This is a genomic window from Wolbachia endosymbiont of Ceratosolen solmsi, assembly GCF_017869155.1.
GTDB lineage: Bacteria > Pseudomonadota > Alphaproteobacteria > Rickettsiales > Anaplasmataceae > Wolbachia > Wolbachia pipientis.
Genome location: NZ_CP054598.1, coordinates 535333 through 552891 on the forward strand (window position 1 = coordinate 535333; position 17559 = coordinate 552891).

At 35.5% G+C, this 17559-nt stretch carries 11 protein-coding genes and 2 pseudogenes; 9 read left to right on the forward strand and 4 right to left on the reverse strand.

Annotated elements, in window-relative coordinates; translation table 11 throughout:
• Window positions 1-31 precede the first annotated feature (31 nt).
• The 8 genes and pseudogenes from HUB95_RS02655 to HUB95_RS02690 all read left to right on the forward strand — a co-directional run bounded on the left by HUB95_RS02655 (window position 32) and on the right by HUB95_RS02690 (window position 14018).
• Window positions 32-1216 (forward strand): dicarboxylate/amino acid:cation symporter, encoded by a 1185-nt coding sequence (locus tag HUB95_RS02655; RefSeq protein WP_015588880.1) that lies wholly within the window; start codon window positions 32-34, stop codon window positions 1214-1216.
• A gap of 3 nt (window positions 1217-1219) precedes the next feature.
• A complete protein-coding gene (pyrE, locus tag HUB95_RS02660; protein WP_209452503.1) occupies window positions 1220-1816 on the forward strand; it encodes an orotate phosphoribosyltransferase in 597 nt (198 codons plus the stop codon).
• Window positions 1817-1913: 97 nt separating this feature from the next.
• Window positions 1914-3743 (forward strand): translational GTPase TypA, encoded by a 1830-nt coding sequence (gene typA, locus HUB95_RS02665; RefSeq protein WP_015588882.1) that lies wholly within the window; start codon window positions 1914-1916, stop codon window positions 3741-3743.
• A gap of 62 nt (window positions 3744-3805) precedes the next feature.
• A pseudogene (locus tag HUB95_RS06070) lies at window positions 3806-4053 on the forward strand (PD-(D/E)XK nuclease family transposase); the annotation flags it as partial.
• A gap of 969 nt (window positions 4054-5022) precedes the next feature.
• Complete coding sequence (clpB, locus tag HUB95_RS02675) at window positions 5023-7584, forward strand: ATP-dependent chaperone ClpB (RefSeq protein WP_209452528.1); 2562 nt, start codon at window positions 5023-5025, stop codon at window positions 7582-7584.
• A 27-nt stretch (window positions 7585-7611) separates the two neighbouring features.
• Window positions 7612-12363 (forward strand): NAD-glutamate dehydrogenase, encoded by a 4752-nt coding sequence (locus HUB95_RS02680; protein WP_209452504.1) that lies wholly within the window; start codon window positions 7612-7614, stop codon window positions 12361-12363.
• A gap of 4 nt (window positions 12364-12367) precedes the next feature.
• Entirely contained in the window at window positions 12368-12664 is a 297-nt protein-coding gene (tatB, locus tag HUB95_RS02685) for a Sec-independent protein translocase subunit TatB (protein ID WP_010082258.1), read from the forward strand.
• Window positions 12636-14018 (forward strand): PleD family two-component system response regulator, encoded by a 1383-nt coding sequence (locus HUB95_RS02690; RefSeq protein WP_015588886.1) that lies wholly within the window; start codon window positions 12636-12638, stop codon window positions 14016-14018. Before tatB ends, HUB95_RS02690 begins: the two co-directional genes overlap by 29 nt.
• 702 nt (window positions 14019-14720) lie before the next feature.
• Here the strand turns inward: HUB95_RS02690 and recO are convergent.
• The 4 genes and pseudogenes from recO to HUB95_RS06090 form a co-directional block, all read right to left on the reverse strand.
• A complete protein-coding gene (gene recO, locus HUB95_RS02695; protein ID WP_141456877.1) occupies window positions 14721-15443 on the reverse strand; it encodes a DNA repair protein RecO in 723 nt (240 codons plus the stop codon).
• Window positions 15427-15573: a hypothetical protein gene (locus HUB95_RS02700; protein ID WP_007548499.1), complete on the reverse strand. Its 147-nt coding sequence runs from the start codon at window positions 15571-15573 to the stop codon at window positions 15427-15429. Before HUB95_RS02700 ends, recO begins: the two co-directional genes overlap by 17 nt.
• A gap of 76 nt (window positions 15574-15649) precedes the next feature.
• Window positions 15650-16674, reverse strand: a pseudogene (locus HUB95_RS06475) (PDDEXK nuclease domain-containing protein).
• A gap of 191 nt (window positions 16675-16865) precedes the next feature.
• Window positions 16866-17036 carry a hypothetical protein gene (locus tag HUB95_RS06090; RefSeq protein WP_244662821.1) on the reverse strand — a complete coding sequence of 57 codons (171 nt, stop codon included), beginning with the start codon at window positions 17034-17036 and terminating at the stop codon, window positions 16866-16868.
• Here HUB95_RS06090 and HUB95_RS02710 point away from each other — a divergent pair.
• Window positions 16954-17466: a hypothetical protein gene (locus HUB95_RS02710; protein ID WP_244662810.1), complete on the forward strand. Its 513-nt coding sequence runs from the start codon at window positions 16954-16956 to the stop codon at window positions 17464-17466. The genes HUB95_RS06090 and HUB95_RS02710 overlap by 83 nt on opposite strands.
• Window positions 17467-17559 lie beyond the last annotated feature (93 nt).

The following is a 17559-nucleotide window of genomic DNA, read 5'->3' on the forward strand; positions in this document are numbered from 1 at the left end:
TGTATAATGTTACTTTGAAGTTTTATTTTCAATGCACAAGTTTGCAATACTTTTTTCTATACTGCTTGCAATAGTTGCTTACTATTTAAACAACGAAGTTATATTTGAAATAGCAAAGCTATTTAGTGACATATTTGTTAGTTTGTTGAAATTAATAAGTTTACCTTTAGTTTTTCTATCTATAGTTTCCACAATTTCAGGACTCAAAGACTCAATTGAAATTAAAACCTTAGTTAAGAAAACACTATTTTATACGCTGCTTACAACTATTATAGCTGCGTTTGTTGCATTATCGTTTTATTTGTTAATAGATCCAGCAAGAAAAAATTTCATAAGTAATACAATAGGGAGTGTTAACAGCAATAACCACAGTTATTTTTCATATTTAAAATCACTCATTCCTTCTAATTTTGTGCAAGTCTTTCTTGAAAATAACATTATTGGTAGTATATTAATCGCTTTTTTGATGGGCGGAGCTATTATTTCACTTTCAAAAGAAAAGCAGGATATATTACATCAAATATTCTCTGCACTTTTTGATACACTACTTAAAATTGCTCAAGGGTTATTAAAATTTATTCCGCTTGCTGTTTGGTCTTTTATTACATGTTTTTTGCATGAATTAAAAGGTGGTAGCGAGTTCTACAATCTTTTATGGTATTTTGTTTGCATAATGTCTGCAAATTTTGTGCAGGCATTTCTGATCTTACCGCTACTTATGTGGTATAAAGGCATATCACCAATTCAAACGCTAAGGGGGGTTATGCCAGCGTTGACGCTCGCATTTTTCTCTAAATCATCCAGTGCAACATTGCCAACAACTATAGAATGTGTGCAGAACAAGCTAAAGGTGCCAAAGAAATTGTCGTCTTTTATTTTACCAATATGCACAACAATTAATATGAATGCATGTGCTGCATTTATACTAATCACTGTAATGTTTGTTGCAGAAATGAACGGATACGCATTTTCCTTGAGCGAAATGTTGATATGGATTTTTTTAGCTACAGGGGCTGCAATTGGTAACGCTGGAGTGCCTATGGGGTGCTATTTTATGGCAACCAGTTATCTCGTATCGATGAATGTTCCTTTGCATATTATGGGACTGATTTTGCCTATTTATACAATCATCGATATGTTTGAAACTGCAATAAATGTGTGGTCTGATATTTGCATAACTCAGATAATTAATAAAGAATGTAATAGTGAAACTTAAAAAATGATATTAGACGAAAATAACCTAATAATAAAAGAATTTAAAGAAGTAGAAGCAATTTTGCATGGGCATTTTGTTTTATCATCCGGACTGCATAGTGGCACATACATACAGTGTGCGAAGATTTTTGAAAATCCAAGCAGAGCCATGAAAGTTTGCGCATTATTAGCAGATAAAATAAAAAAAGAATTAAATAGCTCCATAGATTTAATATTATCTCCTGCAATTGGTGGAATAATTGTGGGTTATGAGATTGGCAGGCAGCTTGGAATAAAGACAATGTTTTGCGAGCGCGTTAATGGCAAGTTTGAATTACGCCGTGGATTTGAAATTAAAAAAGGTGAAAAAATATTACTTATTGAGGATGTGATAACCACAGGTAAATCTTCGCTTGAAGCAGTGGAATGTGCAGAAGGGGAAGGAGGTAAAGTTGTTGCTGAAGCTTCTTTGATAAAGAGAAATAGTGAAACGAAACTGCCTTTTCCTGTCATATCTTTGATTGAACTGAACATCAAAAACTACAGCGAGGAAGAACTTCCAAGTGAATTAAAACAACTACCCATAACAAAACCTGGGAGTAGAGAATATTTAACAAAGTAATCCTATAATATCTTGGAAGCACAGCACAGCTTTAGTTATTTACTCTAAGTGTATTTTATGTATACTTATTACTAAATTAATTTTGAAATGATAGAAAATGAACGAATTTAAATCGATCCGAAATATAGCAATAATCGCACACGTTGACCACGGGAAAACTACTTTACTCGATAACATGTTAAAACAAAGTGGCACGTTTCGTGAGAATCAAGAAGTTCAAGAGCGAGTTATGGATAGTGGCGACCAAGAACGTGAGCGCGGAATTACAATACTTGCAAAGTGCACATCAATAATGTGGGGCGATGAAAAGATCAATATTATTGATACGCCAGGGCACGCGGACTTTGGTGGGGAAGTAGAAAGGGTATTGTGCATGGCAGATGGTGTGTTGCTGCTGGTTGATGCTGCAGAAGGTCCAATGCCACAAACAAAATTTGTGCTCTCAAAAGCACTAAAAGCAAATTTGAAGCCAATTGTGATAATCAATAAGGTTGATCGACCAGACAGCAGAATTGATGAAGTACTAAATGAAATATATGAGTTATTTTTTAACCTTGATGCAACCAACGAGCAGCTAGATTTTCCAGTGTTGTATGCTTCAGGTAGAAATGGTTGGTGTGCTAAGGAGCTTTCTGATGAAAGAAAAGATTTAAGCCCATTATTTTCAACGGTTATAGATTATATAAAACCTTCTGTTTATGATCAAAATGCACCTTTTGCTATGTTGGTCACTCTACTTGAGTCTGATAAGTTTCTTGGCAGAATATTGACAGGAAAGGTTTATCAGGGTGTTGCACAAGTTAATTCAGATCTTAAGGTGCTTGACCTCGATGGCAAAGTAATTGAACGAGGAAGATTAACTAAGTTGCTCTCATTTTCTGGCTTGAAACGCATTCCAGTAGAACAAGCTGTGGCGGGAGACATAATTGCAATTGCAGGACTTGAGGAAGCTTCGGTTTCAGATACTATAGCAGCACCAGAAGTTACAACTGCAGTAAGCTCAACTCCAGTTGATCCGCCAACAATGGCGATTACTCTGAGCGTTAATGATTCACCTTTTGCTGGGCAAGAAGGTACAAAGCTTACTTCAACTGCTATAAAGGATCGTTTATATGCGGAAGCAGAAACAAATGTTGCAATTACTGTGACTTTGGCACCAAGCGGTGAAGCATTTGAAGTAGGTGGGCGTGGTGAGTTACAGCTTGGAGTGTTAATTGAAAATATGAGGAGAGAAGGTTTTGAGCTTTCGGTATCACGCCCTCGCGTGTTATTTAAAGAAGAAGGCGGTAAAAAACTTGAACCTATAGAGGAAGTAGTAATTGATGTAGATGATGAATATAGTGGAATCATCATGGAAAAACTCAGCTTCCGTAAAGGTGAAGTAACTGACATGAGACCTTCTGGTAATGGCAGGACAAGATTAACGTTTTTAGTGCCATCAAGAGGATTAATCGGTTATCAAGGAGAGTTTTTAACTGATTCTCGTGGCACAGGCATAATTAACCGTTTATTTCACAGTTATGCTCCACATAGAGGTCCAATTTCTGGAAGGCGCAATGGAGTTTTAATTTCTACAGATAAGGGTGAGGCTGTGGCATATGCAATTTTCAATTTGCAAGACAGGGGAATTATGTTTATTAAGCCACAGGATAAGGTATATTGTGGCATGGTTGTCGGCCAGCATAGCCGTGACAATGATTTGGAGATAAATGTGTTAAAGGGTAAGCAATTAACAAACGTAAGAGCTTCAGGTAGTGATGAAGCTATAAAGCTCACTCCACCAAAGATAATGACACTGGAGGATATGATAGCGTATATAGATGATGATGAATTGGTGGAAGTAACTCCAAAATCTATACGTTTACGCAAGAAATTCCTTGATCCAAATGAACGTAAGCGTGCAGGAAGGGCAAAGAATAAGGAGTAATCAGAGGTTGAACATTTGCGAAAAATAGTGTATAATTATTCGTCTCCTAATTGTATTTAATTATGGCCTTTTCGAAATTTCTCGATCCAAAAAACAATTTCGCGTTCAAGAGAATATTTGGCACTGAGAAAAATAAAGATATTCTCATTCACTTTCTCAATGATATATTGGGCTTCGCTGGCAAAGATGAAATAGAAGAAATAGAATTTCTCAGCACTATCATGGATGCTGAGATTGCCTCTAAAAAACAAAGTATTGTGTTGATGTTTTCTGTACTGATTCTGCTGGAACCCAGCTAATTATTGAAATGGTGCGACCTGAAAGTCTTAGGTCATATTGTTTAAAAGGAGAGGAATTCCTTCAGAAAGAAACTAAAAGAGTTCTAAAACTTATTAAACCAGATGTTTTGCCATCTGAGTCTACGCATCAGTGCGAATCGGGTAACCGGTTGGTGCCAAGCGATGCGGACAATGAACCTCCTCTTGAAAAAGAAGATGCTCAATCGTGAAAGGAGCATAAACTACAAGCATCATGTGGTTGGAGAGCTAGGCTTAGTGGTATGGTGAACGTAAGTGAAGCTTCATAAGTATCGTAACGATTAAAGAGCTAAAGATGCTGATAAGCTCCGACCAAAAGGTAATGTGACATTTTTCATTTCTGGATGTACGCAAATCACCGGTATAGAGAAGTCACCTAACCCACTGTTGTATGACAGAAGGAACAGGGTAAGCCTGTATTTCCGCCTATATGGCAAGCAAACCGCAAGGAACGCTGATGAAAATGCAGGTAAAGGATAATGGAGAAAGCGAATGCCATTTTGTAACGAAATGTATAGAATTTGTAACATTAATTCGCGTGAAAACGAGCAGATTTCCATTTGGTCCCTCGTGACAAGAAACTTTGTTAACCACTTGAGGTAGAGAAGCAGATGACCTTACCCACAGAAATGATGAAGAAATTAGGAATATTTTTTACAAAAAGGACAATACTAACAAAAGAACTTTATTCTATTTAGAATATAAAGTTACAATAAATTTTCCTGTCATCTCCAAATAAATTACATTAACTTAGTATTGTATATTGTTAATAACTTAAATAATACAACCATTTTCAGCAACAAAAACCAAAGGTCTTGAGATACAAGATATTTGTATGGTTACTATGATAGTTCCTTTTTTAAGAAAGTTTTAAATTTCATACCTAACAATAAACAACTTTAGGTTTAAATTTATGAAATCAGTTGTTATATACATCAGCAAATATGAATTTAACTGGTGTTATGGACTTAAATAAATTTACCGAAAAAGCAAAAAGTCTAATTCAAAGTGCTCAAATGAAAGCGTTGGGAGCTGGGCATCAGATTTTTATGCCTGAGCATTTACTAAAAGTGATGCTTGAAGATGAATCAGGTTTAGTTCAGGATTTGATAAACGCTTGTGGTGGAAGTGTGCAAAGTATTTCTGATGCTGTGGATAGCGCAATAAAAAAGTTGCCAGTAATTGAAGGTCCAGGAAGTGGTGGCCTTCAACTTTCAAGAGAAATAGCAAAAGTTTTTGAAGATTCAATTGGTATTGCAAGAAGAAATAAAGATTCATTTGTTGCTGTTGAGCGTTTACTACAGGGCCTCACTGCACAAAAAGATGATACTGTAGGCAAAATTCTGGCAGAGAATGGTGTGACTCTACAAAAACTGAACTCAGTTATTGCAGAAATGAGACAAGGCAGCAGTGCGGACTCGCCAAACAGTGAGGAAAAATTAAACGCGGCAAAGAAATATACAAAAGATGTTACAGAGCTTGCTATGCAAGGAAAGCTTGATCCTGTAATTGGTCGTGATGAAGAGATCAGAAGAACTATGCAGGTATCACTGAGGCGGACAAAAAATAATCCAGTGCTGATCGGTGAACCTGGTGTTGGAAAAACTGCAATAGTTGAGAGGCTTGCAAATAGAATTGTTGCAAACGATGTGCCACTTGGTTTGCATGATGCAAAGGTCTTAGCTTTGGATCTTGGAGCACTAATTGCTGGCACTAAGTTTAGAGGAGGGTTTGAGGAAAGGTTAAAAGCAGTGATTAATGAGATTTCGAGAGCGGAGGGAAAAATTATATTATTCATCGATGAATTGCACACTTTAGTTGGAGCAGGAGCAACAAGTGGTGCAATGGATGCCTCGAATCTGCTGAAGCCTGCTCTTGCGCGTGGAGAAATTCGCTGTATAGGAGCCACAACTTTAGATGAATATCGTCAGCATATAGAAAAAGATCCTGCACTTGCAAGGCGTTTTCAGCCTGTGTTTATCTCTCAACCAACTGAAACTGATACCATTTCAATACTCAGGGGTTTGAAGGAAAGATATGAGGTGCATCATGGTATAAGAATTACAGATGGTGCAATAATTGCTGCTGCAACGTTGTCCAATAGATATATAACAGATAGGTTTTTACCTGATAAAGCAATTGATTTGATTGATGAAGCAGCAAGCAGGGTGAGAATTGAAATGGATAGCAAGCCTGAAGTTATTGATGAACTTGAGAGAAAGGTTATACAGCTAAAGATTGAAGCAGAGGCTTTAAAAAAAGAAAGTGATGAAAATTCTAAACAGCGTTTAAAAAAGATAAATGAAGAGATCGAAAATCTAAACAGTAAATTTGCTGACTTGAACAGCAAATGGCAGATGGAAAAGAATAAAATAGCTAGAATACAAGAAACAGCCGAAAAATTAGATAACGCTAGAAAAGAGTTGGAATTAGTTCAGCGTAGTGGGAATTTGGGAAGAGCAGGAGAGCTGATGTATGGTGTGATTCCTCAGCTTGAGAATGAATTAAAAAATCAGGAAAAGGTTACTGATAGTTTCTTAAAGAAAGAAGTGACTGGAGATGATATTGCAAACATTGTTTCAAAGTGGACAGGAATTCCAGTTGATAACATGATGCACAGCGAAAAGGAAAAACTTCTCAACATGGAGAATGAAATAGGAAGAAGAGTAATAGGGCAGAAAGATGCAATAGAAGCGATAAGTAATGCAGTTAGGCGCTCCCGCTCTGGGGTGCAAGATACTAATCGACCTTTTGGTTCATTCTTATTCTTAGGCTCAACCGGGGTTGGTAAAACCGAACTTGCGAAAGCCTTAGCTGAATTTCTGTTTGACGATCAATCAGCGCTTCTGCGTTTTGATATGTCAGAATATATGGAAAAACATTCTGTTTCAAAGCTAATTGGCGCGCCTCCAGGGTATGTTGGCTATGAACAAGGTGGCAGATTAACTGAAGCGGTAAGAAGAAGGCCATATCAGGTTATTCTGTTTGATGAAATCGAGAAAGCAAATCCAGATATATTTAATCTATTGCTACAGATCTTGGATGAGGGGAGACTCACTGATAGTCATGGTAAATTAATTGATTTTCGCAACACCATACTGATTTTAACTTCTAACCTTGGCGCTGAGATAATGCTAAAAGGGAATGTTGATTCTGTAAGAAATGAAGTGATGCAAATAGTTAAATCAACATTTCGTCCAGAATTTTTAAACAGGCTGGATGAAATTATTATATTTCACAGTTTAACCAGAGATGACATCTATAAAATTATAGATGTTCAATTTTCTTATTTACAAAAAACACTTGCTAAGCGTAAACTGAGTATAAGTTTGTCGCAGGAAGCTAAAGAACTAATAGCACAAACTGGATATGACCCTGAATATGGAGCAAGGCCCTTAAAAAGGGTTATACAAGAGTGTATTCAAAATAATTTAGCTAAATTAGTTTTATCAGGGGAAGTAGTAGAAAATGATGAGCTAATAGTGTACGCTCTTGATAATGAAATCTTAGTTAAAAAGGTTTAAGTTCACTGTGTATTTTTGTTAAAAAAAATGTGTATAGATCATAATGTTGACACTGAGTCTTTATTTAAGCTAGCTGATCAAGAAAATCAGCAAGATAAAGAAAAAATTAAAAAATTCATTAAGTATTTTTATAGTTTTGTTTATAAAAGCGACCTAAAAGCCAATGATAAGTTTTTGCTATATATTGTAAACGATGCTTACAATTTTGTTTCTCAAAAAGAGAAAGATGAAAGTAAGTTAGTAGTAAGCAATATAGATGATATACCAGGAATAGAAGGCGATTTTACCACGATTAAGATAACAAACGATGATATGCCATTTTTGGTTGATTCTGTTATTGCAACTATTAAATCGCACAATTTAACCATATGCTATTACAGCAACAGCATAATTAACATTAAAAGAAAAGATGGCCTAATAGACGAGATTTACTCTTTGGAAGAAAGCAATGGAGTCAAAGAGTCAGTCATATATGTAATTATCAAAGGTATAAGTGACAGCTTTGTTGATACATTAAAAGAATCTCTACAGAAAACGCTGAAAGCGGTTAATTGCGTTGTGAAAGATTGGCACTTAATGCTCAAGAAACTTGATGAGGCAAGTCTTTCTGTCATCCCAGTACTTGATACTGGGATCCAGGAAAAGGACACGTGGATTCCAGTGTCACGCACTGGAATGACACCAGACCGAAATCAAGAGCAAAAAGATTTTCTAGTTTGGTTAAAGAATAATAACTTCGTATTTCTAGGTTATCAAGAATATATTGCTGGTAAAGATGAAAAACTCGTCTGTGACAGCAAAAAGGACCTTGGCCTGATGAGAGTAGGTCAAAGTACGTTGATTCCTTCTGCAAACCTTGATTCCCTATACATATTGAGATCAGATCTAATCTCAATAGTCCATCGGCGTACATACATGAATTGTATAGGAGTAAAAGAATTTGATGACCAGGGTAATGTGGTAAAGGAACGGCGTTTTTTCGGGCTATTTACTTCTGCAGCGGAGGTCCAAGATATTAGAACTATTCCAATAATAAGAGATAAAGTTAAAGTTATAGAAAAAAGTGCAGGGTTTGTAACCGGGGGCCACAATAACAAAGCTCTAATTTATATTTTACAAGTATTCTCATGTGATGAATTGTTCCAGTCTAATGAGAAAGAATTATTTCAAATTTGTACTTCTATTATATCCCTTGCAATAAGACCAAGAGTCAAGTTATGCTTAAGAAGTAAGGGAGCGTTTACTAGTTGTATAGTGCTGATACCGATGCGTTATGCTAGCTCCAGGCTAATGCTCAAGATAAGCAATATATTGAAGGATGAGATAAATGCAGAAAGTTCAGATATTTATAACCACCACATTATAAACGAATATGACTTAATGAAATTGCACGTGGTGCTAAAGGCTAAAAACGCTAGTATTCCTGATGATGAAGTTTTGCGTATCGAAAACAAATTAAGGAACATTACGGAAAAATGGGAAGATCGTTTTATAGACAATTTATATAATACTTTTAGCACTGTTGAGGATATATTCATCCGTTATTGCAAGGCATTTCCAATAAGCTATCAAGAGAGTTTCGAACCTCATGACGCATATTACGATATGAAAAAATTGGAGATAGTGAGGAAAAAAAGAGTTAGCGAGGTCGATTTAAGACTTACTCGTGACAATCTTAATTATCAATTAAAGGTTTACACTTCGAGCAATGGAGGTCTTGAATTATCGAAGATATTAAGAATTACTAAGAATTTGGGAGCTAAGATTCTATCTCATAATGGCTATTACATAGAAATTAACGGCGGAATATGGATACACCATTTTGTGTTGTCAAGAGTCGATGAATTAATAGACAACATTACTCTAAAAGAGCAATTTGAAATAACACTTGCGAAAGTGTTTAGCAAGGAAATTAAAAATGACTATTTCAATAGTTTGATCATTATTGCTGGGCTCAAGTGGAAAGAAGTGCTTCTGGTTAGAGCGTTAAGTGCTTACCTAAAGCAGACGTCATTTAACTACAATCCAGAATATATCCAAAAGGTAGTCTCAGAGCATCCAAAAATAGTAAAGTATTTGATACAACTATTTCATGCAAGATTTGATCCTAACATAGACATTGATAGAGCAGAAACTACGGACATTGTCAGAGAAAAAATTGAGGAACTTCTAAAAGAGATCAGCAATGTTTCACATGATTACGTTTTGCGCTCGATATTTAACTTGATAATGGCTACTTTAAGGACCAGTTATTATCAAGACGATAAACCATATTTATCTACAAAATTTGACTCAAGTAAAATAAATGGTTTACCTGATCCTCGTCCGTATCGTGAATTGTATATTTATTCAAACCTTTTTGAGGGGATACATCTAAGAGGAGGGAAATTAGCCCGTGGTGGCTTAAGGTGGTCGGATAGGACGGAAGATTTTCGCACTGAAGTTTTGGGGCTCATGAAAGCTCAGATGACAAAAAATGCGGTTATTGTCCCTGTTGGTGCAAAGGGTGGGTTTGTAATAAAGCAAGCTTATAAAGATAAGAATATTTTAAGAGAGAAAAGTGTTGAGTGCTATAAGAGTTTCATTAGAGGAATGCTTGATATTACTGATAATGTAGTTGATGGTAAAATAATTCCACCAAAGGATGTGATTAGGTATGATGAAGACGATCCATACTTGGTGGTTGCGGCAGATAAAGGCACTGCTTCATTTTCTGATTATGCCAACCAAATAGCCTCTGAGTATAATTTTTGGCTTGGTGATGCATTTGCATCTGGTGGATCAGCAGGTTATGACCACAAAAAGATGGGTATCACAGCAAGAGGTGCATGGATTGCAGCACAGAGGCATTTTTGGAAAATGAATAAGGATATTTACCAAGATGTAACTGTAATTGGGATTGGAGATATGGCTGGCGATCTATTTGGAAACGGTATGCTGCTTTCAAAAAATATACATTTAATCGGCGCATTTAACCATATGCATATTTTTGTTGACCCAAACCCTGATGCAGAAAAGAGTTTCACAGAGCGTAAACGTCTCTTTGAGTTACCATTTTCAACCTGGATGGATTATAACAAAGATTTGATCTCTCAGGGTGGAGGAGTATTTGAGCGTAGCAGTAAGCAAGTAAACATTTCTCAAGAAATAAAAAAGTGCTTTGATATAACAGAAGATATGCTACCTCCAAGTGATTTGATTAGATATCTGTTGAAAGCAAAAGTGGACTTCATATGGAATGGAGGAATCGGCACGTTTGTTAAGGCAAAGAGTGAAAATCATAGCATGGTCGGTGACAAAGCAAACGATGAGTTAAGAGTGAATGGTAAAGATATTAGAGCTTCTATGTTTATAGAGGGTGGAAATCTTGGTTGTACACAGTTTGGAAGAATAGAATATGCTGAAAAAGGTGGATATATCAATGCAGACTTTGTTGATAATTCAGCTGGAGTGATATGTTCGGACCTTGAAGTTAACATTAAGATTGCATTTGTTTCAGCTATGAAAGCAGGGGGTATTTCTTTAGAAAAAAGGAATGAAATACTGGCAAGTATGGTGGATGAAGTTGCATCCAAAGTGCTTGAGAACCACAACAAAATTGAAACAAAAGCATTACTTCTTGAGTGTTTGCAAGCTAAAGAGAGATTGGAGCAGCACCACAGGTTACTGCTCAGTTTAGAAAAATCTGGGCTGTTAAACCGAAGCGTAGAATTTCTTCCAACTGAAGAAGAGATAGCAAGGATGTTAACTGGTGCAGAAGGTTTCAGTTCTCCTCAGCTCTCTGTTCTAATGTCTTATGCTAGAACAGCAATAAAAAATGAAATTATACATTCCGATCTGTCTGAAAAAGATCTTATATCTCATGACTACTTGCTAGGTTATTTTCCTAAAAAGATGGTAACAAAGTTTAAGGATTTCATATTAAAACACCAACTTCGTAGAGAAATTATCTCTACTTGCATTGCAAATGATGTAGTGAATAGAATGGGCTGTATATTCATCAATAATTTGGCTGAGAACACTGGAATTAAGATACAAGAAGCGGTTAACATATATATTGTTGTTAACCACCTGTATGATTTAAACAGCCTGTGGCAGAAAATTGATGAATTGGATGGAAAAATTGATGTTAACTCATACTTACAAATAGTGAGGAACGTGCAGAAATTTATTGGCAGAGTATCATTTTGGCTAGTGAAAAATCTTGGCAAGCTTAGCTTTGTAGAATTGGATGATGTTACAAAATTTAAAGATGCAATTGAAACTTTAGGCCAGAACTTAACTGATGTTTTAGATGAACACCTATTAAAGATCTATAGCCATGGATCAACTTCTTTAGTAGAACTTAATATAAATAAAGATCTAGCAAAAAAAGTTGCTGATCTATGCGTTCTTGCTTATGCACTGGACATTATATCTGTTGCTGAACAGACATCTTTGTCCATTCTTGATGCTGGTAAAATATACTTTGAGTTAAAGTCGCTGTTAAGATTCGATCTGATTAGAACAATTGCCATCAAGATGAAAAGCCGCTCTTCTTATTGGGATCGCAGCTTAGTTAATGATTTATTGGACGATTTAAGCAATTACCATCACAAGCTAGCTGTTAAAGTCATAAAAGCTACTGATAACCCCGAAGATAAGGTTCAAACCTGGGCTTGTGATGATAAGGACTACATAGAACGTTATAATAGTTTTTTAGATGAGATGGTTGCTTCTAAACTTGATTTAAGCAAATTAATATTTATAATCAGAAGGATTAAAGTACTTGCTTCATAGGAAAATGTTCAATATAGGTCTTTCAGAAATTTTAGTTGTAGCTTTAGTGAGCATAATTGTTCTTGATAAAAATAAGGTACCTGTATTTATTGATTTTATTAAGACTATATATAGGTATTTTACAATTGTAAGGTTAAAAGCCAGAAGGTTATTGAAGGATGCCGGAATTGAAGACTTATATAAAGAGTGTAATACTGAGAAAGTAAATTACATAGTTGGTAAAAATGGTAAGCTTTATCCTACTTACGATATAGATAATACATCTAAAGATAATGACAGCGAAGATTCTGGTAGTAGATGATGTACTATCTAATGTCAAGCTTTTAGAAGCTCGACTAAAAGCAGAGTACTATACGGTTATCGTAGCTCATGATGGTGAAGAAGCTATAGATTTAGTAGCAAAGCAGCAGCCTGATATTATATTACTTGATATCATGATGCCAAAGATGAATGGCTTTGAAGTTTGTAAGGAGCTAAAGAGTGATCCCTTGACAACCCATATTCCAATAATTATGGTAACTGCGCTGCATGATACTCATGATAGAGTGCAAGGTATTAATGCTGGCGCGGATGATTTTCTGACTAAACCAATAAACAAAACTGCTTTATCTGCACGAATTAAGTCTCTCACACGCTTAAAGATGATTATCGATGAATTGCGTTTGAGAGGAGAAACTAACGCTGAGATTGGTGGAGTCGCAGGAAACAGTATTATGGATTATTCCAATCAGATTTTTGATGCTAACATACTTGTTATAGATGAGGATGTTCATCAAGCAGAGCAGATATATAATATATTAAAGCAACGCTTTAGGTCAATTAAAATACTGAGTGATCCAATAGAAGCATTGAAGGTTGGTATTGAGAATGGTTACGACCTGATCATTTCTGATATGCAATTTTCAAAAACTGACGGCTTGCGTTTGTGTTCTGAGTTTCGTAGTAAGGTGGAAACACGTTATACACCAATTCTGATTCTTTCTGAGGATTATGATAAAAACAATTTAGTAAAAGCACTTGATGTAGGTGCTAATGATTATTTAACAGTACCTTTGGATGAGGGTGAGTTAATAGCAAGGGTTAATTCGCAAGTGAAACGCAAAAGATATCAAGATGCCTTGAGAATGAATTTATTTAATAATGCGGAAATGTCTATAAAGGACCCATTAACTAACTGTTATAATAGAAGATATTTTGATGCACACTTAAGAAACATTGTTAAGGACTCTGTGGAAAAGGATAGAAGGTTGTCTCTTATGATACTTGATATAGACTATTTTAAGATGGTGAATGACAGTTTTGGGCATAGTGCTGGAGATGAACTTTTAAAGCAAATACAGAGAAGAATTTCTGAAAATATTAGAGTGACAGATTTGTTAGCTAGATTTGGTGGTGAGGAATTTGTTGTTGTAATGCCAGATACCGATACATCAGATGCGTATACTATTGCGGAAAGAATACGCAAAATTATTGCTAAAAAACCTTTTATACTTGCGGATAAAAATACAACCCACGATGTAACTGTGAGCATTGGAATTGCAGAAATGCAAGAATCTGACCTTGACAATATTAAAGAATTTATAGTACGTGCCGACAAATATTTATATAAAGCAAAAAACAGTGGTAGAAATAGAGTGGTTACTGGCTATAGCTAAAGTGGCTTAAGTTTGCCGACAACCGTCATTCCGCTACTAGTTAGCGGAATCTATGCTGAGATACCGCGAATGAATCGCGGTATGACGGTTCGCGGCAGCATGACGATAAGGTTTATACCTTGTCATTCCAGTGCTTGACACTGGAATCCAGTTTTCCATATAATCTCATCGAAAACGTTGTAACCACTTTCCATGCTAGTTTGCTTGTTCACAAGCAAATTTTCTGGATCCCAGTGGGCTTTGTTGCATCGCTAGCTATGATGGATTAAAGATAAAAAAGGTGGAGAATATCAGTAGCTTATTATTCTGGTATTTATAACAAGAACGGTCAGTGAATACCTAAATTTGAGTAAAAGAAATTTCACTACCACTCACTAATCCGGCTAAAATTCAAGAATTTCAATGCTTTAGCTATTTTCAATAGAATTAAATTTATTAATATAAATAACAAATTACTATTCTTAAATTTGATCAGATTGATTGCAAAAAAACAAGATTTTCAATAAGTTGCTTATAATCCTAATTATAGTTAGCCTTTCATAAGTAGCGATGCAACAAAGCCATCCCAGTGTCTGGGCACTGGGATGACATCATAGGGGCGCTGGGATGACACCCTGACAACCGTCGTCCCGCTGCTTGTTAGCTGGATCTATGCTAAGAGATACCGCGAATGAATCGCGGTATGACGTAGGACTGCTAAGATTAAAGCGACAACATGAGGTTTCTCAGCTCTGGAAATTTCACGTTTAACTGCAAAAATAGATACTTATTTAAAAAATATCCTGTGACTTTCAGTCCTAACTGAAATTCTTGGAATGAGTAGCTGTTTTGTAGGGTATTATTGTATACATCATGCAACATTTGTGGAAAAGGTAGGAGTTTATCTGCATAATAATCTCCTACTTTTTTTGACACTGCTCTACCAGTTTTTGGAGAAATAAATTGTAAATTTTCCTTAACACCTGTTACAGCGCATTTGGATAAGTCTAACTTGAATCCCAATTGCGTAAGAAGCAGAAGCTCTAAGTTAAGATAATGGCTTTGCCAAGACTGATTGTTGTGTTTAATTACATCGATGAAATATCGAAAATTGTCATACAGCACGGCACAGGGTTCACTTTCTGGAAGCACTTTTTCTAAAATAGAGGAGAAAGAAACAATAGTAATGCTTTTTAACCTATCTTGAAAGAAATGATGGAATGGAGATTCGATTAATTCGCACTTAAAAAAACCTAGATTTTCAGGTAACTTAGCACTCCATTCTGCATGTAATAGATTACTTATCTGAAACTTATAATTGCTATTGTTTGTTAGCTTAGTTAATCCCCTGCGCTTTCCATGATTTTTTGTAAACAAAGAAAGAATTAAGTTTTTATCGCCGTATTTTTTAGCAGCTATAATGATGCCTTCATCTTTCCATCTCATTTAGAGTGTATTGACCGTATGATATATAGGATAGTGCACCTAGAGCGTGTAATCCATAAAAATCACTTACTCCGTTACTGTTTGCTTCCAAAGTTTCAAGGCTATGAGAGAGTAAGTTATTGGCTGCCACTCTTCTTCCTGAGCCTGATGCATTTCATACTGAGCTTTTGGTTTGCTAAATAATTGTTTGAATGATTTTAGTAACATTACTTTTCCTCGTCTGAAATTTTGGATAATTCAGCTTCTAATTCTTCTATCGTCGGTAAAGCTGTTTTTATGTTCTCTGGTAGATTTTCAGTTATTCGATATTCTGCTAGCCCTATTGGCTTGTTCATGTCTCGGAGTGTATATTTAGCAAGTACATCGTCTTTAGATTTACATAAGATTAACCCTATAGAAGGTTGATCTGTCGAGTGCTTCAGTAAATCATCAACTGCAGAAAGATAAAAATTCATTTTACCAGCATATTCCGGCTTAAAATCCTTATCTTTTAGTTCAATCACTACGAAGCAACGTAACTTTAAAATGATAGAATAATAAATCAATATAAAAGTCTTTATTACCAACATCTAAATGAAATTGTCTACCAACAAATGCAAATCCTTCACCGAGTTCTAACAGAAATTTTTCCATATGCCCTACGAGTCCTTTTTCTACTTCTCTTTCATGAGCATCCTTACCTATACTTAAAAAATCAAAAATATACGGATCTTTTAATGTGTAATGTGCTAGATCGGATTGTGGAGATGGTAATTTTTCTTTAAAATTAGTTATTGCTTTTCCTTGACGTTTATGTAGTCCAAGTTCTATCTGCATCACCATAATGTTACGTATGTTCAATAGCTTTTTTTACATAAAATAATCTTATTTCATGACTTTCTATTTTTTCCAAAAGAGTGATATTGTGATACCAAGTTAATTGTGCAAGAGGCTCCTGCACAAATTCAACATCAGGATATTCTTCGGCAAACTTACGCATATACTTCAGATTTCTCGTGCTAAAGCCTTTCATTTCTGGAAATGTACTTCTCAAATCCTTACTTAATTGATCAATTACCTTAGCTCCCCAGCCGTGTTCTCTTTGCCGTTTTAAGATTTCTGTTCCAATATAATGGTAGAGCAAGATAAGCTTACTATTTACTGCAAGCGCTGCCTTATAACGGCTTGTTGCAATACGATCTTTCAACTGCTCTAAAAATTCTGTATATTCTTTTCCTATAATTTTTGTCATACGGTTCCTTTTAATCCATTATACAATTCTTTGTCTGTCGAGAAGGCAATCTTTCGCTTACCTGCAACTTTGAAGGGATTCCTTATTTACTTCAAACTTGTCCATCAACTAAAATATATTGACTTTACATGCAATATTAGCTTTAAACCAGTAAAACAAGCTGCTTAACATATGCGTTTTTTCTATTCTAATTACATTCTTTTTTTATCTTCATGTGGTTTTCTGCTTTTTTCGTTACCTTCAACAAAAGCCCAAACGAATGATACGTCAGTTGTTTCTATACCACAAAGGAAAAAAGAAACAGTTGGGCACACTGTTGTAGCACAACCGAGGCAAATTATCGAAATGCAAGAAGAAGTCATTATTAACGAGGGTAAAGAATTTATTCCTGTTCCAAAAAGAAAAAAAAGTGTAGAGAAGAAACTAAGAAGGGATGTTAAAGAGGCAAAGAATGAAATAGGAAACGAAAAAAGCGTTGAGAGCAAAAAGGATGAATTAGTTGTAACAGAAATTATTAACTCTATAAGAGACAAACTTACAAAATGCTGGAGCATTCCTGAAAGCATAGCTTACAAAGAAAATTTTAGTATAAAAATCAACTTATTATTATCCAGTCAAGGTGAGATAATTATGGCCGATATAGCAGACAGTAGTTCCTATCGAGATAATCCACTTTTCAGGTCGATAGCAGATAACGCAATGCGTGCAGTATATAAATGTAGCCCATTAACCGGCTTGCCTATTCAGCACCACCACATTTGGCGTGAAGTAACACTAGACTTTATTCTATAGCTAAAGTAATTGCAGCTGCATGAATGTTGTGAACGTCACATTTCACACGAAAATGTAATTCAATGATGGAATTGCGTACAAAATAGATTCCAG

What these genes read in the sequence shown, in the direction of transcription:
- HUB95_RS02655 (WP_015588880.1), top strand. Translation starts at nt 32, where the DNA reads ATGCACAAGTTTGCAATACTTTTTTCTATACTGCTTGCAATAGTTGCT.
- pyrE (WP_209452503.1), top strand. Translation starts at nt 1,220, where the DNA reads ATGATATTAGACGAAAATAACCTAATAATAAAAGAATTTAAAGAAGTA.
- typA (WP_015588882.1), top strand. Translation starts at nt 1,914, where the DNA reads ATGAACGAATTTAAATCGATCCGAAATATAGCAATAATCGCACACGTT.
- clpB (WP_209452528.1), top strand. Translation starts at nt 5,023, where the DNA reads ATGGACTTAAATAAATTTACCGAAAAAGCAAAAAGTCTAATTCAAAGT.
- HUB95_RS02680 (WP_209452504.1), top strand. Translation starts at nt 7,612, where the DNA reads ATGTGTATAGATCATAATGTTGACACTGAGTCTTTATTTAAGCTAGCT.
- tatB (WP_010082258.1), top strand. Translation starts at nt 12,368, where the DNA reads ATGTTCAATATAGGTCTTTCAGAAATTTTAGTTGTAGCTTTAGTGAGC.
- HUB95_RS02690 (WP_015588886.1), top strand. Translation starts at nt 12,636, where the DNA reads ATGACAGCGAAGATTCTGGTAGTAGATGATGTACTATCTAATGTCAAG.
- recO (WP_141456877.1), bottom strand. Translation starts at nt 15,443, where the DNA reads ATGAGATGGAAAGATGAAGGCATCATTATAGCTGCTAAAAAATACGGC.
- HUB95_RS06090 (WP_244662821.1), bottom strand. Translation starts at nt 17,036, where the DNA reads ATGACTTCTTCTTGCATTTCGATAATTTGCCTCGGTTGTGCTACAACA.